Below are 17978 nucleotides of genomic sequence, written 5' to 3'. Positions count from 1 at the left end.
CTCAGGCTCGCATCCGCGCGAGGGCTCCAACGCAGATCCCGCCGCCGAGCAGGGTGAAGATCCCCAGGCCAATAAGCAGCCCCGCACCCAGCCGGGACGTGCGGGGCTGGACTGCAAGCACAACTGCCAGCCCCAGGTAGGCTGCCACTGGTATTAATGCGGCGGGCCCCGCGAGGAAGGTCTTATACCCTTCATCCGGAGCAATGCCACTCGTTGTCCCGAAATAGAGGGCATAAAGGGCAGCAGCCCCCACCAGGATTCCGAGCCCCATGGAACCGCGCCTTGGTTCGGCGGGCGGCTCCTCACGCCCGGGCGGTGGGGGCGGGTTCCGCGGAACGTCGGGGTTGTCCTCGCTCATGCCATTTTTCCTTCCAACTTCGGGCGGAGTGGTTTCCCGAATACCCGCAGCATCCGCCAGGACAGCAGGGGGAGAATCACCAGGAGGAACCATTGGGGACGGCTCATCCCCAGCCAAAGCACCTCGTTGCCGCGCACGAATTCGACCCCGAACCGGAACAGGGCGTAGGAAGTCACGTAGCAGATGAAGAGGTCGCCAGGGCGGGGCAAGCTGTCCCGATAACGCCACATTGCCGCAAACGCCACAAGATGGAAGGCAATCTCATAGGCAAAGGATGGATGAAGTCCCACTTCGGCCGGCCCGCCGAGCACCGCAGCCTGCGCCGGGGTGAGGGCTATCCCCCAGGCTCCCCCGGTCGGGGTGCCGGGCAGTTCGGTCAGGAGGCAGCCGACGCGGCCGATGACCAGCGCCACGGCCACCGCGGGGGCCAGCAAGTCACCGGTCTTCTCCCGGTACCCGGTCAGCCGTTTGCCGAGGAGGACACCAAGCCAAGCGCCCACAAGGCCAGCCAGGATACTGCGGTCGCCGTTGCCCCACCAGTCTGCAAGGGAAACCTGACGGGAAATATCCCAGGTGAGCACCCTGGAACCAACGGCCCCGAAGGCTACTGCGAAACCGGCAATGGGCCACAGCCGTGGATCGGACAGGCCGCGGCGGCGCTTTTCATAGGCGTAGAACAGCAGGGCTGCGAGGATTCCCAGCCCGACGAAGCCGGCATGCACCAGCCCGTTTCCCGTGAAGGGAAGCCCAACCATGAGCAGAGTGTAGCAATGGGGCGCAACCCGGCAGGGGACTTTGGGCCCTTACCTATGGACTACAGATGCACGTGCAGGCGCCGCGCCGCTTCCGAGATCGATCCGCTCAGGGATGGGTAGACGGTAAAGGTGCTGGCGACGTCGTCAACGTGCAGCTTCTGCTTCACCGCGATGGAGATAGGGAAGATCAATTCGGATGCGTTCGGTCCCACCACCACCCCGCCAATGACGGTGCCTGAGCCCTTGCGGGCGAAGATCTTCACGAAGCCGTCCCGGTGGTTGCGCATCTTGGCGCGGGCGTTGCTGCGCAGCGAGAGCTTGATGACGTCGCCCTGGTACTTGCCGGAATCGATCTCGGCCTCGGAAACCCCAACATTGGCAATTTCCGGCGAGGTGAAGATGTTGGACGCCACCTGGTGCAGCTTGAGCGGCGTAACGGTGTCGCCCATGAAGTGGGCCACTGCAATGCGCCCCTGCATTGCCGCGACGGAGGCCAGCGGGAGCACGCCGGTGCAGTCGCCTGCGGCGTAGATGTTGGGCGCGGAGGTGCGTGAAACGCCGTCGACTTTAATATGGCCGCTCTCGCTGAGCGCCACTCCGGCCTCCTCGAGGCCGATTCCGGCCGTGTTGGGGATGGAGCCCAGGCACAGCAGGCAATGGCTGCCGGTGACCTTGGACCCGTCGCTGAGGGTGACCAGCACGCCGTCGTCCGTCCGTTCCACGCTCTCGGCGCGGGAACGGGACAGGACGCGGACGCCGCGGCGCTCGAACACTTCCTCCAGCACCACTGCAGCATCCACGTCGGACCCGGGAAGCACGCGGTCACGGCTCGAAATCAGCGTCACCTTGGACCCCAGGCCGTTGTACGCGGAGGCGAATTCTGCGCCCGTGACACCGGAACCCACCACGATCAGTTCCTCAGGCAGTTCATCGAGGTCGTAGATCTGCGTCCAGTTGAGGATCCGCTCGCCATCCGGCCTGGCCGTGGCAAGCTCGCGCGGGTGGGCACCCACGGCGAGCAGGATGGTGTCCGCTTCAACTGTTTCGGTGCCCTCCGCCGTGAGGACCTCGATGGTGTGGTCGTCCAGCAGGCGGCCGGATCCGGCAAGGATCCGCACTCCCTGGTGCTCCAGGCCGTCATGGATGTCCTTGGACTGGCTGCGCGCGAGGTTCAGCAGCCGGTCGTTGATGTGCTTGAGGTCGGCGCGCATTACCGGGACAAAGTCGCCGCCGTCGACGTCGAATTTCACTCCCAGCTCGCCCGCCTCGCCGACGCGCGTCATGAGGTCCGCGGTGGCGATCAGGGTCTTGGACGGGACGACGTCGGTCAGCACCGCTGATCCGCCCAGCCCGGCCCGCTCGATGATGGTGACCTGCGCCCCGAGCGAGGCGGCCACCATGGCGGCTTCGTACCCGCCGGGACCACCTCCCAGGATTGCGATCCGGGGCGAGCTGAAATCTGGATGCGTAGTCACAATCCACCATTCTCCTGCAACTCCCCCGCACCGCCAAAGAAAACGGTCTCTCAGGACCTGGCAGGAAGGCGGACGGCAGGGCGGGCGGCCGGGGTGGGCGCCAGCGCAGGCGGCAGGATAGCTTGTACCAGTGAGTACAACTGACTTCCTGAACACCGATCCCTTCGCGGCCGCACATGCCGCCGCCGACTACATCGCCGAGGAAACAGGCGTGGACAGCCACGACGTCGCCCTCGTGCTCGGCTCCGGTTGGGCTGAGGCGGCCGACCTGATCGGCGAGACCACCGCGACCCTGTCCGCGGAAGAAGTTCCAGGCTTCCATGCTCCTGCCGTGGAGGGCCACGTGGGCACCATCCGCTCGGTGCTGACCAAGGGCGGCAAGAGGGCCCTGGTCCTGGGCGCAAGGACGCACTACTACGAGGGCAAGGGCGTGCGCGCGGTGGTGCACGGCATCCGCGCGGCCGCGGCGGCGGGCTGCAAAACCCTGGTGCTCACCAACGGCTGCGGCGGCCTGCAGGAACAGTGGACCCCGGGAACTCCCGTGCTGATCAGCGACCACATCAACCTCACCGCCGCCTCTCCGCTGGAGGGCGCCACCTTCGTGGACCTCACGGACCTTTACTCGGCGCGGATCCGCGGCCTGGCCAGGGAGGTTGACGCCTCCCTGGAGGAGGGCGTGTATGCGCAGTTCCCCGGCCCGCACTACGAGACGCCGGCCGAGGTGCAGTACGCCAAGCGCATCGGCGCGGACCTGGTGGGCATGTCCACGGCGCTGGAGGCCATCGCCGGGCGGCACGCAGGGATGGAAGTCTTCGGCATCTCGCTGGTCACCAACCTTGCCGCCGGCATCAGCCCCCGGCCCTTGAGCCACCAGGAAGTCATCGAGTCCGGACAGGCGGCGGGGCCGCGGATTTCCAAGCTGCTCGCCGAAATCATCGCCCGGCTCTGACGCGGGACAGCCCTGCGGTGAATTTTCCGCTTTTCCGCGGGAGGCGGCACGGCTTCGGCGGCCAATGACGATAGCGTTAGGCCCATGACGTCTTCCGATGCCGATTTCCGCCTGCTCAATGAAGCCCGCGAATGGGCTGCCCAAGACCCGGATCCCGTCACATCGGCTTCCCTCCTGGAACTCGTCCAGCTCGTCGACAACGGCGTCCCCGCCGCACGCCAGGAACTGGCGGACAGCTTCCGCGGCACACTGCAGTTCGGCACGGCGGGGCTCCGGGCCGCCCTGGGGCCGGGCCCGAACCGGATGAACCGGGTGGTGGTGCGGCGGGCCGCTGCCGGCCTCGCGGACTTCCTGCTCTCGGCGGTGGCCGAGGCCTCGCCGGGAACGCGGCCGCGCGCCGTCGTCGGCTACGACGCCCGCTACAACTCGGACATCTTCGCGGAAGAAACTGCCGCCATCTTCACGGCCGCCGGAATCGAGACCTTCCTGATGCCCGCGGCGCTGCCCACTCCCCTGCTGGCCTACGCGGTCCGGGCGCTGGAGTGCGACGGCGGCGTCATGGTGACCGCCAGCCACAATCCTCCCCAGGACAACGGCTACAAGGTGTACCTGGGCCGCCACGCCGTGGCGGACAGCGGCAACGGTGCCCAGATCGTGGCCCCCTACGATGCCGAGATCGCGGCCAGGATCAACGCCGTGGGGCCGCTGGAATCCATCACCCTGGCCCCTGCCGGCTGGACCCTCCTGGACAGCTCCATCGCGTCAGACTACGAACGGGCGACCGCCGGGCTGGCCCTGCCGGACCACTTCCCGGCCCGCGACCTGCGCATTGTCCTGACCCCCCTGCACGGCGTGGGCGGCGGGACCGCACTGGCAGTGCTGAACGCGGCAGGTTTCACGGACATCACGCTGGTGGCGGAACAGGCCGAGCCGGACCCGGACTTTCCCACTGTCAGCTTCCCGAATCCGGAAGAGCCCGGGGCACTTGACCTCGCGCTGGAGGCCGCTGAGCGGCAGGCCGCGGACATCGTGATCGCCAATGATCCGGATGCCGACCGGGCCGCCGTTGCGGCCAAGGACCCGGACACCGGGGCCTGGCGGATGCTCCGCGGGGACGAAGTGGGCGCGCTGCTTGGCGCGCACATAGCCGCCCGGCTTGCCGCGGGCGGAGGAAAGGACGACGGCGGCGCGGACGAAAGCGGCAAGGGCGTGTTCGCGAATTCGATCGTGTCCTCCAGGCTGCTGGCCCGCATCGCTGCGGCAGCCGGATACGCCCACCAGGAAACCCTCACCGGTTTCAAGTGGATTTCCCGGGTTCCCGGGCTGGTGTACGGCTACGAGGAAGCGCTGGGATACTGCGTGGCCCCGGACCTGGTGCGGGACAAGGACGGCATTTCGGCTGCCCTCCTCATTGCCGAACTTGCCGCGGCCGCCAAGGCTGACGGCAAATCCGTCTTTGACACCCTGGACGAGCTCTACCTGCAGCACGGCCTGCACGCCAGCGACCAGCTCAGCATCAGGGTTGCGGACCTGGGGCTGCTGGACGCCATGATGAACCGGCTGAGGGTTTCCCCGCCGGAAACGTTCGGGTCATCCGCAGTCGAGGTTTATGCCGATCTTGCCGAGGGCAGCGACGGGCTTCCGCCCACTGACGGCCTCCTGTACGTCACCAGGAACCTCACCAGGGTGATCATCCGGCCCAGCGGCACCGAGCCCAAGCTCAAGTGCTACCTCGAGGTGATCCACCATGTGGGGTCCGCGGCCGAACTGCCCGCCGCCCGGCAGGCGGCGCGGGCCGCGCTGGACGAGGTGCTCCGTGACGTCAGCGAAGCCCTGGGGCTCTAGCCCTGCTACAGCTCGATCTCCACGACTCCGCCTGCAACGCGGGTCCGGAATGTGGCAAGGCTCAGGTCCGGGCTGCTGAAGCATTCACCCGTTTCAAGGTCGTAGACCTCTTTGTGCAGCGGCGAAGCGATGGTGGGACGCTCGCCGCGTGAGCCCAGGATTCCGCGTGCCATGACATGGGCGCCCGTTGCAGGGTCCTCATGGGCCACCGCGAAAACCTCGTCGGCGCCGGTGCGGAAGAGTGCAACCTGGCGTCCCGCGATCAGGGCGGCTTCACCCCAGGCAACCTCCAAGTCGTCCACCCGGCAGACGGTGTGCCAGCCGGCAATGCCGGAGACAGCCTCATCCATGCCGGCTTCGAGTGCCCCAAGTTCCAGTGTTGCCGTCATGTCCGGCTCCTCTCCCTGTGCGTGTAGTCCTGCTCATTGGCCACCTCTGCGGCCGTTATCCACGCTAGGCCCGCGGTGTTTCAGAGGCATGCAGTGAATGTGTCCACAACGTAAAAGACACCTCACGCGGCCGGAAATGCGTTCGTGATGCAGAAGTTAAGTTGACGAAACAATTGGGAAACTGAAGCGAAACTGCGCCTCCCTAGTCTGAATGGACAGCTCGTCAGAGAAGGCTGCAGGAAAACTGCCTGCGGCCCATGCGAAAGGCCCATCAGTGACCGAACAGACTTCAAGCACAGAGACTCCGCGCCGCATCGTCGTCGCCGGCGGCGGCCCCGCGGCCCACCGTTTTGCGGACGCAATGCATGCCCGTGGCCTCGATGGCTGGCATGTCACGGTCCTCACTGAGGAAGCCCACCTCCCCTACGACCGGGTGGCCCTGTCCAAGGCCCTCACAGACAAAGACGTCGACCTGACGTTGGGGACGGCGGCCATGTGGGAGCACCCTTCCCTGGAACTCAGGACCGGCGAGCGTGTCGTCAAGATCAACGCCGAAGCCAAGAGCGTGGAAACCGCTGCCGGCAACACTTTCGAGTATGACGAACTGGTGGTTGCCACCGGTTCGAATGCTGCCCGCCTTCCCATCCCGGGCGCCGAACACACGCACGTCTACCGCACCCTCGAAGACGTGTGGGCCATCAACGAGGCCATCGCCGGGCTGAAGGAGAAGCTGGGCCGCAAGGTCAACGCCGTCACCATCGGCGGCGGGCTCCTGGGCCTCGAGTCCGCCGCCGGCACTGAGCAGCTGGGCGCCAACCCCATCGTCATCGACGGTTCGCAGTGGCTGATGGCCACACAGCTGGACGAAGGCGCGGGCCAGGCCATGGGCCGGCTCATCAAGGCCAAGGGCTTTGAGGTCCACGGCGGCGTGTTCCCGTCCGAGGTTCTCTCGGACGACGACGGCCAGGTCACCGGCGTCCTCATGGCGGACGGCCGCATCATCGACGCGGACATGGTCATTGTGGCCATCGGCGTCCGGCCCCGCGACGAACTCTTCCGCGCCGCCGAGGGCGAGGAACAGGTGTTCAGCCTGGGTCCCCGCGGCGGCGTGGTCATCAACGACTACTGCGAAACCGAAGTGCCGGGCATCTGGGCCATCGGCGAAGTGGCCAACTACGGCGGCATGTGCCTGGGCCTGGTCGCTCCGGCCAACACCATGGCGGAGATCGTGGCAGACCGCCTGCACGGCGGGGACGCCACCTTCCCGGGCTTCGACACCGCCACCAAGCTCAAGCTGTCCGGCGTGGACGTGGCCAGCTTCGGTGACGCGTTCGCCAAGACCGAGCACGCCCTCGAAATCGTTTATGCCGACCCGGCCCGCGGCGTGTACCAGAAGATCGTCACCACCGATGACGCCAAGACCCTGCTGGGCGGCATCTTCGTCGGCGACGCCACACCGTACATGAGCCTGCGTCCGCTGCTGGGCCGCGAACTTCCCGCCGAGCCCGGCGCCTTCCTCAGCGCGGCAGGCGGCGGCGACGCTCCCGAAACCGAACTGCCGGACGACGCAACCCTGTGCTCCTGCAACAACGTCACTGCCGGAAGCATCCGTGACGCCATCAACGGCTGCGGCGCCTGCGAGGGCAACGCCCCCGTCCAGGAACTGGGCGAACTGAAGGGCTGCACCCGCGCCGGCACCCAGTGCGGTTCCTGCGTGCCGATGCTCAAGAAGCTGCTGGAAACCGAGCTGACCAAGTCCGGCGTCGAGGTTTCCAAGGCACTCTGCGAGCACATCGAACTGTCCCGCCAGGAACTGTTCGACGCCATCCGCGTCCTGGAGCTGACCTCCTTCGAAGAGATCATGGCCAAGTACGGCACCGGCGCCGGCTGCGACATCTGCAAGCCGACCATCGCCAACATCCTGGCCAGCCAGAACAGCGCCTACGTCCTGGACGCCGGCCGCGGCACCCTGCAGGACACCAACGACCGCGCCCTGGCCAACATGCAGAAGGACGGCACCTACTCGGTGGTCCCCCGCATCGCCGGCGGCGAGATCACCCCCAAGAAGCTCGGTGTCATCGCGGCCGTCGCGGAGAAGTACAACCTGTACACCAAGATCACCGGCGGCCAGCGCATCGACATGTTCGGCGCCCGGCTCGAGCAGCTGCCGGAGATCTGGAAGGAACTGGTGGACGCCGGCTTCGAATCCGGCCAGGCGTACGGCAAGAGCCTGCGCACCGTGAAGTCCTGCGTCGGATCCACCTGGTGCAGGTTCGGCGTCCAGGACTCGGTGGCCATGGCCATCCAGCTGGAGTTGCGCTACCGCGGCCTCCGCAGCCCGCACAAGCTCAAGATGGGCGTCTCCGGCTGCGCCCGTGAATGTGCCGAGGCCCGCGGCAAGGACGTCGGCGTGATCGCCACCGCGGACGGCTGGAACCTGTACGTCGGCGGCAACGGCGGCGCCACTCCTGCCCACGCCCAGCTGCTGGCCAAGGACCTGGATGACGAGACGCTGATCAAGTACATCGACCGATACTTCATGTACTACATCCGCACCGCGGACAGGCTGCAGCGCACCGCACGCTGGCAGGAAGAGCTCGACGGCGGCATCAAGCACGTTGAGGACGTGGTGGTCAAGGACACCCTGGGCATCGCCGCGGACCTGGAAGCCGCCATGGCCAAGCACGTGGACACCTACATTGACGAATGGGCAGACACCCTCAAGGACCCCGAGCGCCTGCGCCGGTTCCGCTCCTTCGTCAACGCCCCCGACCAGAAAGACGACTCCATCACCTTCGTCCCGGACGAGCGCGGCCAGATGCGCCCCGCCACCCCGGAGGAAAAGGCGGCGGCCGCCCAGCAGCCAGTCCTGATCGGAGCCTCCATCCCCGTCCGGCCCAGCAACGGGAACGAGGCATAGGCATGCAGCTCAGCATTGATCTGACCGGCCGGGAAGTGCTGGTCACCGGCTCCGACCACGCTGCCCGCCAGGCCGTCCGCCGCTACGAAGCGGCCGGCGCCGTCGTCTACCGCCTCAGCACCCCCCAGGGGGCAAGCCATGACGGCCCGCTGCCCGAACGCCCCTTCCTGGTGGCGGCAGTCGACGACGGACAGCCCGGCTGGGAGGTCCTGCTGGAGCGGTGCCGCACCACCGGCATCCCGGTGGCAGCCGAACCGGCAGCCGGCCCAGCGGGCCACGTCACCCTGGTGGGCGGCGGACCCGGAACCACCGAACTCCTCACGGTCGCTGCGATCAAGGCCCTGCGTGACGCGGACGTCGTCTTCTATGACCGGCTGGCCCCGTACCAGGAGCTGCCGTCCATGACCTCGGCCGAACTGGTGGACGTCGGGAAGAAGCCCGGCCACCACAAGGTGAGCCAGGGGGACATCGAGAAGCTCATGGTGGAAAGTGCCCTGGCCGGCAACAACGTGGTCCGCCTCAAGGGCGGGGACCCCTACGTGTTCGGCCGCGGCGGCGAGGAAGTTGCCGCCTGCGTCGCCGCCGGCGTCAAGGTCCGCGTCATCTCCGGCGTCACCAGCGCGATCTCCGTCCCGGCCGCCGCCGGGATCCCGGTGACCCACCGCGAAGTCAGCCACATGTTCACCGTGGTCTCCGGCCACGCGCCGCTGACCGAAAAGGAGCACAAGCACCTGGCCGGGCTGGGCGGGACCATCGTCGTGCTGATGGGCATCGGAACCCTCCACCAGCTGGCTGCCGGCCTGCGCAGGGCGGGGATGCGCGCAGACATGCCCATGGCCGTCGTCGAACGCGGCTACCGCCCCGGCCAGCGCACCACCATCGCGGATCTTGGCACGATCACCTCGGCCGCTGCCGGATGCAGCAACCCTGCCGTGCTGGTCATCGGCGAGGTGGTTCGGGTGGCTGAGGCCAACCGCGGGCATGCCGAGGCCGCCGCCGACCTGGACAGGCTGGCGGCCTCGCTGCTGGGTTCATGAAAGGATTGACCCCCATGACTGCACTTGCACCGGCCGAAACACCGCAGGTCGAACAAAGGGCTGACGAAGCCCCGGACTCCGCCGAGTCGCCCCTGGAGGGCTTCCGCATCGGCGTGACCTCGGACCGCCGCTCCAGCGACCTCATCGAGGCCCTGGAACGCCGCGGCGCCGAAGTGCTGCACGCCCCCGCGTTGAAGATCGCCCCCGTGCAGGAGGACATGCGCCTCATCGAGGACACCAAGGCCATCATCGCCGCCAGGCCGGACCTCTGCATTGCCACCACCGCCTACGGGATGCGCCGCTGGTGCGAGGCAGCGGATTCCTTCGGGATCGGCGAGCAGCTGCTGGACGCCCTGGGTGCCTGCCGGATGTTCGTCCGTGGACCCAAAGCCCGCGGCGCCGTGCGCGCGGCCGGCCTTGCCGACGTCGGAATCAGCAGCGACGAAACCACCGCAACACTGGTGGACATGCTGCTCAAGGAGGGCGTCCGGGGCAAGACCGTCGCGGTGCAGCTGCACGGCTACACGGACGTGCGGCAGCTGGAGCGCCTGCGGATGTCCGGTGCCACGGTCCTGACGGTCACGCCCTACCGCTGGGTAAAGCCCGACGGCGAGGACCGGCTTCCGCGGCTCATTGAGGCTGCGTGCAGCGGCAACCTGGATGTCCTCACCTTCACCAGCGCGCCCGCCGTCGATGCCCTGTGGAGCACCGCCCACGAGATGGGCGTGTACAAGCAGCTGATCGAGAGCCTGAAGACAAACGTCACCACCGCCGTGGTGGGTCCGGTCACCGCGCAGCCGCTGCTGGATGCCGGCGTCACCCCGCTGATCCCGGAGCGCTTCCGGATGGGCGCCCTTATCCGCCTGGTATGCGAGCACCTTGCCCTGAACCACGTGCGCCGCCTCGACACCCGGTCCGGGAACATCGAACTGCGCGGCCGCAGCCTCCGCATCAACGGCCAGCTCATCGAACTGGCGCCCGCTCCCCTGCTGCTCCTGCGTGCCCTGCTCGGAGCGGGCGGCGCCGTCCTGTCCCGCGAGTCGCTGTCCGACCTGCTGGAACTGCGCGGTTCCGTCCACGCGCTGGACATGACGGTCAGCCGGCTCCGTTCGTCCCTGCCCGACGGGCGGCTGGTGGAGACCGTGGTCAAGCGCGGCTACCGGATCCGCGTCTAGCCTGGCCGGAGCCGGGCGCTCATGTGTCAGCCGCGCACGCGGATGAGAGGCACGTCACGGGTTCTGTTACCGGCCGGTAAATACTGGCGAACACAGCCCTGATAAACAGCAACTGCGGGGAAACACCCCGGAAAAGGCGCGGGCCTACGCTGGGTCCATCACGAAGTTACGGCCGTTTCCGGCCGCCAGCGAAAGGGCCAGCACATGTCCGCTCCGGCACCCTCCACCTCCGCCGCTCCCGCCACCCGCATCGTCATCGCAGGTGCGGGCCCGGCTGCCCAGGCACTGGTCAGCCAGCTTGACCGGGCGCGTTTCACCGGCACCATCACAGTCCTGAGCAACCGGGACGACACCCCGGCGGAACTGCTGGAGCTGGCGATGCTGCCCCAGGTTTCGGTGCGGTTCGGGCAGCCGGCCAGCCACATCGACGCCGTGAACCGCACGGTGGCCACGGCGGACGGCATGGAATTTGCCTATGACCAGCTGGTCATCGCCACCGGCTCGGCACCCGTGGCCACCCCCGTCGAGGGAGCGGGCCAGTGCCTGAGCTACTCCACCATCGACGACGCCGCCCGCGTCGGCGAGGCCGTGAGCCAGGTGGCCAGGGAGCTGGGCCGGCGTCCGCTGGGAATCCTGGTGGGCACCGGCGCCGCAGCCGGCCAGGCAGAGGCGGTCCTCCGGGCCCGCGGCGTGCGGCCCATCCGCACCACGGCCCGCCCGGCCTCCGTGATCCCTGCCCCGTCAACCTCGGGCTTTGCAGCCTCCGGCGTGGTTTTCGAGGACGGCAGCAGCATGTACGGCGACCTGGTGGTCCTCGCCGAGGAACGCGAATCCCGGGACGACCTCGCCGCCAGTGCCGGCCTGGAGACGGCGGCCACCGGCGGGATCGTGATCAGTCATGACTTCCGGACGTCCGTACCGGGCATCTGGGCCCTCGGAGACGCCGCGGCGTTCGACGGCGTCCGGCTGGGCCTCCTGGTGGCCGCCGCGTCCGCTGCGGGAGCCTGTGCCACCCAGCTGCTGACGGCGGCCTGATCAAGCAACGCGGGGTCACTCCCCGCCCGATAACCGGCTCGGATTGGGCGGAAACTGACCGCGCGTTGCCGTTAGTCGGGGGTGGTTCTGGCCGCTTCAGCGTATGGCAAGATGGTTGCGAAACGAGTCGCGGGCGTTACAACGTCCGGCCCACAGGCCCTTGGAGAGGACCATCATGAGCAACGAAGCCACCCCTTCCGTTCAGGCTGCAGCCACCGGCGCCGCGGGCTCCGGCAGCATAGCGTCCTTCATCGACCACACGCTGCTGAAGCCGGAGGCCAGTGAGGCTGAGGTCCTCAAGGTCTGTGCGGAAGCAGCTGAATACGGCTTCAAGTCCGTATGCGTCAACCCCATCTGGGTCAAAACGGTGAAGAAGGCCCTCAAGGGATCCGGCGTCCTGACCTGCTCGGTGGTGGGGTTCCCGCTGGGTGCCACCCCCACCGACGTCAAGACCTTCGAAGCCCGGGGCGCAGTGCTGGACGGTGCGGACGAAGTGGACATGGTCATCAGCATCGCCGCCGCCCGGGCCGGGGACAAAGGGGCGCTTGTCGAGGACATCGCCTCGGTGGCGGAGGCCGTGCACGCCAGCGGGGCCATCCTGAAAGTCATCATCGAAACCGCGCTGCTCACCGACAGCCAGAAAGTCCTTGCCTGCGAAGCCGCAGTGGAGGCAGGCGCAGACTTCGTGAAGACCTCAACGGGCTTCAACGGCGGCGGCGCTACGGTGGAGGACATCGCCCTGATGCGCAGGACTGTGGGGCCTGGCCTGGGCGTCAAGGCCTCCGGCGGGGTGCGGTCCCTTGCAGACGCGCAGGCTATGATTGCAGCAGGTGCAACACGTATTGGTGCGAGCTCCGGAATTGCCATTGTCAAGGGTGAACAGGGTTCATCCGGCTACTGACGGCAACCGGACGCGGCCACAGATTGAGCCCCGAGGGGCCGAGGAGGAACGAATGTCCAGCAAGATTACGACGTCCAACGACGGCACGGATTCCAGCCGCGGAGCACATCAGGGCACGCTGCAGACCCCGCAGAACGAGAACAAGCTGGGAACCAGTGTCTTCCTCTTTGTGGTCATGATCGCGCTGTTCCTTGGTGCCGTCTACTCGCTTTCCTTCCTCACGCTGGACAACCCCTGGCCGATGGCTGTCTGCATCGCGCTGTTCGCCCTGGCCTTCTGGATTCCGCAGACCGTCCTGGGACGCTCCGACTCAGCCGGCGAGCACTAGCCCACACCAACCAGCCAGCACAAAACCCCTGGACGCTGTCCGGGGGTTTTGTCGTATGCCCGGCGGACGCCGCCCGGGCATTACAGCCAGAGCCGGGCCCAGGCCACCGCTGCCTCTGCCGCGCGGCCCCAGTGGCTGTGCGCTATGGACCAGCCGGCCATGCACATCCCCACCATGGCGTAGGCGCTCACCGGGATCAGGACAAGCCACTCGCGTTTTGACCCCGCCCGGCCCAGCAGCGGGAGGGACAATGCACCGTTGGGCCGCCAGACCTGGCGCAGCAGCGGTACCCTCCGCAGGGGTTTGGGCGGCCTGACCACCAGTGGCCACAGCAGCGGCACTCCTCCCGTGGTGACCAGGTCGCCCACGATATGGACCACAACGCCGGTCAGCATCGAAATGGGGAGCCAGGTCCACTGGTCCGGGGCAAACCAGGTGACCAGGCCGGCCATGGTCAGCGCGAAGATCCAGTTGCTGATGAACCCCGCCTTCGGAAAGAGCTTCAGTGCCTTGGCCGCGATGTTGATCATGAACATGCACAGCAGCCCCGCACCCACGGACAGCAGTCCCCAGTCCGTCTCCAGCTGGAATTGGCCTGCCAGGGTGGCGAGAAGGACAAAAAAGGCTGCCCCGAGGACGGAGTGCGTGCCCTGGCGGTGCCCGCCGCTGGCGTTTTCAATCCCGACGGCGATCACATTGGACAACGGCGGCAGGGAATTTGCCACCGTGCTGTGCCGGTGGTCCCAGTCGCACACGAGGGCGGTTCCCGCCGTCGCCATCCCGCCGATCAGGATGCCAGTGGCGTCCAGCGGGTACCAGCCAAGGGTGTACGGCCCCGTTGAGGCAATAGCTACCCACGCCGCGGCTCCCGACGCGGCGTGGTGTCCTCCCATCAAGTGCTAGCTCCCGGTCGGCGCGACAGTGACCGGTTGGTCCGAGAAGATGTTCCGGATCACGCCGTTGGCCCATTCCAGGATTTCCGCATCCTGCAGGTCCCGGCCCCCGATCCTCGCGGTCTTCGGCTTGGGGATGAGCACGGCATCGAGGGCGGGCTTGGACTGGGACCCCGGGTACATCCGGTTCAGGCGCATGACCTTGGATTCAGGAAGGGTGGCCGGCGAGAACTTGATGAAGTTGCCCTGCAGGGCAACATCGGACAGCCCGGCTTCACGGGCTCCCACCCGGAAGCGGGCCACGGCCACCAGGTTCCGGGCCGGGAGCGGCGGCTCGCCATACCTGTCAACCAGTTCCGCCAGGACTTCGTCGATTGCCTCATTCGTGAGCGCAGCCGCGAGCTTGCGGTACGCCTCAAGGCGGAGCCGCTCCCCGGGCACGTAGTCGTGCGGAAGGTGCGCGTTGACCGGCAGTTCAATCTTCATCTCGGCGGCCTTCTCCTCGGCCTCGCCGCGGAAGTCAGCCACGGCCTCGCCCACCAGGCGGATGTAGAGGTCGAAGCCCACGCCCTGGATGTGGCCGGACTGCTCACCGCCCAGCAGGTTTCCGGCGCCGCGGATCTCCAGGTCCTTCATGGCCAGCTGCATGCCGGCACCGAGCTCGTTGTGGGTGGCCACGGCCTTGAGCCGTTCCAGCGCCACCTCGCCCAAGGGCTTCTCGGACGGGTAGAGGAAGTAGGCGTAGGCGCGTTCACGGCCCCGGCCCACGCGGCCGCGGAGCTGGTGCAGCTGGGACAGGCCGTACTTGTCCGCGCCGTCCACGATCAGGGTGTTGGCGTTGGAAATATCCAACCCGGTTTCGATGATGGTGGTGCACACCAGCACATCGAATCGCTTTTCCCAGAAGTCCACGATGATCTGCTCCAGGCGGCTTTCGGACATCTTGCCGTGCGCCACCTCGACGCGCGCCTCCGGGACCAGCTCACGGATTTTCGCCGCGGTCCGCTCGATGGTGGAGACCCGGTTGTGGACGAAGAAGACCTGGCCTTCGCGCATCAGCTCACGCCGGATGGCCGCGGAGGTCTGCTTGTCCGTGTAGGGACCCACGTAGGTCAGGACCGGGTGCCGTTCCTCCGGCGGGGTGGCCAGGGTGGACGTCTCGCGGATTCCCGTCAGCGACATCTCCAGGGTGCGCGGAATGGGGGTTGCGCTCATGGCCAGCACGTCCACATTGGTGCGCATCTTCTTGAGAGCTTCCTTGTGCTCCACGCCGAAGCGCTGTTCCTCGTCCACGATCACCAGGCCCAGGTCCTTGAAGGCAAAGTCCTTGGACAGCAACCGGTGCGTGCCGATGACGACGTCCACCGAGCCGCTCTTGACGCCCTCCACGGTCTCCTTGGTTTCCTTTGTCCCCTGGAACCGCGACAGTGCCTTGACCCGCAAGGGGAATCCGGAGAACCGTTCGGTAAACGTCTCGTAGTGCTGCTGTGCCAGCAGCGTGGTGGGCACCAGCACGGCCACCTGCTTGCCGTCCTGCACTGCCTTGAACGCGGCGCGCACGGCGATCTCGGTCTTTCCGTAGCCTACGTCGCCGGAAACCAGCCGGTCCATGGGGATCTCGCGCTCCATGTCCGCCTTCACCTCGTTGATGGTGGTGAGCTGGTCCGGCGTCTCCACGTAGGGGAAGGCTTCCTCAAGCTCGCGCTGCCAAGGAGTGTCCGGGCCGAAGGCATGCCCGCGGGACGCCATCCGGGCCGAGTACAGCCGGATCAGCTCGCCGGCGATCTCCTTGACGGCTTTCCGGGCCTTGGACTTGGTGCTGGCCCAGTCCGCGCCCCCCATCTTGCTCAGGACGGGGGTGTCACCGCCCACGTAGCGGGTCACCTGGTCCAGCTGGTCCGTGGGAACGAAGAGCCTGTCCCCCGGCGCGCCGCGCTTGGATGGCGCGTACTCGAGGACCAGGTACTCGCGCACCCCGGCTGTATCTTTCGAGCCGCCGACGGTGATCTTGCGTTGGATCAGCTCCACGAACTTGCCGATGCCGTGCTGTTCGTGGACCACATGGTCCCCCGCCACGAGCTGCAGCGGGTCCACGGCGTTGCGGCGTTTGGAGGGCATACGGCGCATGTCCTTGGTGGACCCGGCGGAGGTGCGGCCCAGCAGATCGGCTTCGGTGAGCAGGCCCAGTTTGAGCCCGTCCAGGACAAAACCGCGTCCGACGGCGGCGGTGGTCACCTCGATGATGCCCGCCTGGGGCTCGTGGTCCAGGGTGTCCACGCGGGCGCACGGGATGTCGTTCTCATGGAACAGCTCTGCCAGGCGCTGGGCAGGACCGGGGCCTTCCGTGGCCACAACGATCCGCCACTGGTCCCGGACATGTGAGCCGATGAAGTCCATCATCTCGGCCACATCGCCCTGGTAGCCGCGCGGTTCCCGCGCATGCAGGTTCAGGACGTCGATGTCCGGGAGAAGTTCCTCGTCCTGCGCGAGCGACGTGATGGACCACCATGAGACCCCGTGCTCCAGGGATGAGGTCCGCGTTTCCGTGAGGGAGCGGAAGCTGGCGGAATGGAGCGCGGCGCTTGCCTGCGAGCTGAGATCCAGCGGCGCCGTCCCGCCGTCCGAGGCGGTGGACCAGGCGGCCTCGAGGAACTCCTCATTGGTGGCGGCGAGGTCGTGGGCCCGGGTCCGGACCTTCTCCGGCTCGATGACCACCGAGATGGAGCCTGCGGGCAGCTGCTCCACGAACGGGACCATGGAGTCCACCAGCACGGGTGCCAGGGATTCCATGCCCTCCACGGTGATGCCGCCGGCGATCTTTTCGAGCATGTCGGCAGCTGCCGGGAGCTGCGCCTTGAGGGTGGCTGCCCGGGACATGACGGCCGGGGTGATGAGGATTTCCCGGCACGGCGGGGCATGCAGTTCGGTGGGGTGGTGCAGGCCGGGCGAGGACAGCGAGCGCTGGTCCGCCACCGCGAACCAGCGCATCTGGTCCACCTCGTCACCGAAGAACTCGACGCGGATAGGGTGGTCCTCGGTGGGCGGGAAGACGTCGATGATGCCGCCGCGGACGGCGAACTCCCCGCGGTGCGTCACCATGTCCACCCGGGCGTAGGCGGCGTCCGCCAGGCTCCGCACCACCTCCGTGAAAGGTTTCTCCTGGCCCACTTTCAGGGTGACCGGGACCAGCTCGCCCAGGCCGGCCACCACCGGCTGGACCACGGCGCGGACGGGCGCCACCACCACCCGAAGCGGGCCCGACGCGGACGTTTCCGGGTGCGCCAGGCGGCGCAGGACGGAGAGGCGGCGGCCCACGGTGTCCGAGCGCGGCGAGAGGCGTTCGTGCGGGAGGGTTTCCCAGCTGGGGAATTCGGCCACGCAGTCCGCAGGAAGGTACGCCCGAAGCGCCGCAGTCAGGTCCTCGGCCTCGCGGCCGGTTGCGGTGACGGCAAGCACGACGCCAGGCCTGCCGTCGTCGTGCCCTTCGCCCGCGGCGGCCGCCACGCCGTCCGCCATCTCGGCAAGCAGCAGCGGGCGAAGCCCGGCGGGTGCGCTGATCTGGTAGTCCCGGCCCCGGACCTCGAACCCACGGGCGGCCTCGGCGCGGACGCGGGCGAAGGTCTGGTCCGCGGCGAGGGCGCGGCGCAGTCCGTCCAGCGATGGGCCCGTGCTGGTGTGGCCGGCGTTGGACGGGCCTGGAAGGCTCATGGCAGAAAGCTCCTGTGGTGTGCAACGAAAGGCAGGCAACGCGAAAACCCGAAATTCTCTTCGAATCCCGGGTAAACCCAGCCTACCGCGCAGCAGCGACAATGCGAGCCGGCCCGGGGATAGGCTGGCAGGGCGGGGCCCGCCGGCAACGGGCCGCAAGACAGGCAGTCCAAACAGCAGGCCGCTCCGAATGGCCTGTGGACACTAAGG

The 17978-nt window shown here is 67.6% G+C and carries 14 protein-coding genes; 8 read left to right on the top strand and 6 right to left on the bottom strand.

The window, feature by feature from the left end; all coding sequences use genetic code 11:
* Window position 1 precedes the first annotated feature (1 nt).
* The 3 genes from SMD14_RS06615 to SMD14_RS06605 are packed head-to-tail and all read right to left on the bottom strand — an operon-like array spanning window position 2 to window position 2588.
* Window positions 2-358, bottom strand: a complete 357-nt coding sequence (locus SMD14_RS06615) for a hypothetical protein (RefSeq protein WP_157238690.1) — start codon at window positions 356-358, stop codon at window positions 2-4.
* Entirely contained in the window at window positions 355-1113 is a 759-nt protein-coding gene (locus SMD14_RS06610) for a prolipoprotein diacylglyceryl transferase (RefSeq protein ID WP_157238691.1), read from the bottom strand. The genes SMD14_RS06615 and SMD14_RS06610 overlap by 4 nt, the downstream gene beginning before the upstream one ends.
* 59 nt (window positions 1114-1172) lie before the next feature.
* Window positions 1173-2588 carry an NAD(P)H-quinone dehydrogenase gene (locus SMD14_RS06605; RefSeq protein ID WP_321215766.1) on the bottom strand — a complete coding sequence of 472 codons (1416 nt, stop codon included), beginning with the start codon at window positions 2586-2588 and terminating at the stop codon, window positions 1173-1175.
* 130 nt (window positions 2589-2718) lie between these two features.
* Between SMD14_RS06605 and SMD14_RS06600 the strand changes: the two genes are divergently transcribed.
* Both SMD14_RS06600 and SMD14_RS06595 read left to right on the top strand, forming a co-directional pair.
* The gene (locus SMD14_RS06600; RefSeq protein ID WP_321215765.1) at window positions 2719-3537 is read left to right on the top strand and encodes a purine-nucleoside phosphorylase; all 819 of its coding nucleotides are present in this window, start codon (window positions 2719-2721) and stop codon (window positions 3535-3537) included.
* Between the two features lie 84 nt (window positions 3538-3621).
* Window positions 3622-5382: a phospho-sugar mutase gene (locus SMD14_RS06595; RefSeq protein WP_321215764.1), complete on the top strand. Its 1761-nt coding sequence runs from the start codon at window positions 3622-3624 to the stop codon at window positions 5380-5382.
* Window positions 5383-5387: 5 nt separating this feature from the next.
* Here SMD14_RS06595 and nirD read toward each other — a convergent pair whose 3' ends face one another.
* Window positions 5388-5771 carry a nitrite reductase small subunit NirD gene (gene nirD / locus SMD14_RS06590; protein WP_321215763.1) on the bottom strand — a complete coding sequence of 128 codons (384 nt, stop codon included), beginning with the start codon at window positions 5769-5771 and terminating at the stop codon, window positions 5388-5390.
* A 274-nt stretch (window positions 5772-6045) separates the two neighbouring features.
* Here nirD and nirB point away from each other — a divergent pair, with 274 nt between their 5' ends.
* The 6 genes from nirB to SMD14_RS06560 all read left to right on the top strand — a co-directional run bounded on the left by nirB (window position 6046) and on the right by SMD14_RS06560 (window position 13167).
* Window positions 6046-8691, top strand: coding sequence for a nitrite reductase large subunit NirB (gene nirB / locus SMD14_RS06585; protein WP_321215762.1), 2646 nt, complete (start codon window positions 6046-6048; stop codon window positions 8689-8691).
* 2 nt (window positions 8692-8693) lie between these two features.
* Window positions 8694-9728, top strand: coding sequence for a uroporphyrinogen-III C-methyltransferase (gene cobA, locus SMD14_RS06580; protein WP_157238694.1), 1035 nt, complete (start codon window positions 8694-8696; stop codon window positions 9726-9728).
* A gap of 14 nt (window positions 9729-9742) precedes the next feature.
* Window positions 9743-10903 (top strand): uroporphyrinogen-III synthase, encoded by a 1161-nt coding sequence (locus tag SMD14_RS06575; RefSeq protein ID WP_157238695.1) that lies wholly within the window; start codon window positions 9743-9745, stop codon window positions 10901-10903.
* Window positions 10904-11107: 204 nt separating this feature from the next.
* A complete protein-coding gene (locus tag SMD14_RS06570; protein WP_321215761.1) occupies window positions 11108-11938 on the top strand; it encodes an FAD-dependent oxidoreductase in 831 nt (276 codons plus the stop codon).
* A gap of 175 nt (window positions 11939-12113) precedes the next feature.
* Window positions 12114-12839 carry a deoxyribose-phosphate aldolase gene (gene deoC, locus SMD14_RS06565; RefSeq protein WP_157238697.1) on the top strand — a complete coding sequence of 242 codons (726 nt, stop codon included), beginning with the start codon at window positions 12114-12116 and terminating at the stop codon, window positions 12837-12839.
* A 52-nt stretch (window positions 12840-12891) separates the two neighbouring features.
* The gene (locus tag SMD14_RS06560; protein WP_321215760.1) at window positions 12892-13167 is read left to right on the top strand and encodes a hypothetical protein; all 276 of its coding nucleotides are present in this window, start codon (window positions 12892-12894) and stop codon (window positions 13165-13167) included.
* A gap of 80 nt (window positions 13168-13247) precedes the next feature.
* Here the strand turns inward: SMD14_RS06560 and SMD14_RS06555 are convergent, their stop codons facing one another.
* Entirely contained in the window at window positions 13248-14060 is an 813-nt protein-coding gene (locus SMD14_RS06555) for a metal-dependent hydrolase (protein ID WP_157238698.1), read from the bottom strand.
* Window positions 14061-14066: 6 nt separating this feature from the next.
* On the bottom strand, window positions 14067-17768 hold the full coding sequence (gene mfd / locus SMD14_RS06550) for a transcription-repair coupling factor (protein ID WP_321215759.1): 3702 nt from the start codon (window positions 17766-17768) through the stop codon (window positions 14067-14069).
* Window positions 17769-17978 lie beyond the last annotated feature (210 nt).

Origin of the sequence: Pseudarthrobacter oxydans, from assembly GCF_034258515.1 — a bacterium.
Taxonomy (GTDB): Bacteria; Actinomycetota; Actinomycetes; order Actinomycetales; family Micrococcaceae; genus Arthrobacter.
This window is presented reverse-complemented; position numbering and strand designations above follow the sequence as displayed.

What these genes read in the sequence shown, in the direction of transcription:
- SMD14_RS06615 (WP_157238690.1), bottom strand. Translation starts at nt 358, where the DNA reads ATGAGCGAGGACAACCCCGACGTTCCGCGGAACCCGCCCCCACCGCCC.
- SMD14_RS06610 (WP_157238691.1), bottom strand. Translation starts at nt 1,113, where the DNA reads ATGGTTGGGCTTCCCTTCACGGGAAACGGGCTGGTGCATGCCGGCTTC.
- SMD14_RS06595 (WP_321215764.1), top strand. Translation starts at nt 3,622, where the DNA reads ATGACGTCTTCCGATGCCGATTTCCGCCTGCTCAATGAAGCCCGCGAA.
- nirD (WP_321215763.1), bottom strand. Translation starts at nt 5,771, where the DNA reads ATGACGGCAACACTGGAACTTGGGGCACTCGAAGCCGGCATGGATGAG.
- cobA (WP_157238694.1), top strand. Translation starts at nt 8,694, where the DNA reads ATGCAGCTCAGCATTGATCTGACCGGCCGGGAAGTGCTGGTCACCGGC.
- SMD14_RS06575 (WP_157238695.1), top strand. Translation starts at nt 9,743, where the DNA reads ATGACTGCACTTGCACCGGCCGAAACACCGCAGGTCGAACAAAGGGCT.
- SMD14_RS06570 (WP_321215761.1), top strand. Translation starts at nt 11,108, where the DNA reads ATGTCCGCTCCGGCACCCTCCACCTCCGCCGCTCCCGCCACCCGCATC.
- deoC (WP_157238697.1), top strand. Translation starts at nt 12,114, where the DNA reads ATGAGCAACGAAGCCACCCCTTCCGTTCAGGCTGCAGCCACCGGCGCC.
- SMD14_RS06560 (WP_321215760.1), top strand. Translation starts at nt 12,892, where the DNA reads ATGTCCAGCAAGATTACGACGTCCAACGACGGCACGGATTCCAGCCGC.
- SMD14_RS06555 (WP_157238698.1), bottom strand. Translation starts at nt 14,060, where the DNA reads ATGGGAGGACACCACGCCGCGTCGGGAGCCGCGGCGTGGGTAGCTATT.
- mfd (WP_321215759.1), bottom strand. Translation starts at nt 17,768, where the DNA reads ATGAGCCTTCCAGGCCCGTCCAACGCCGGCCACACCAGCACGGGCCCA.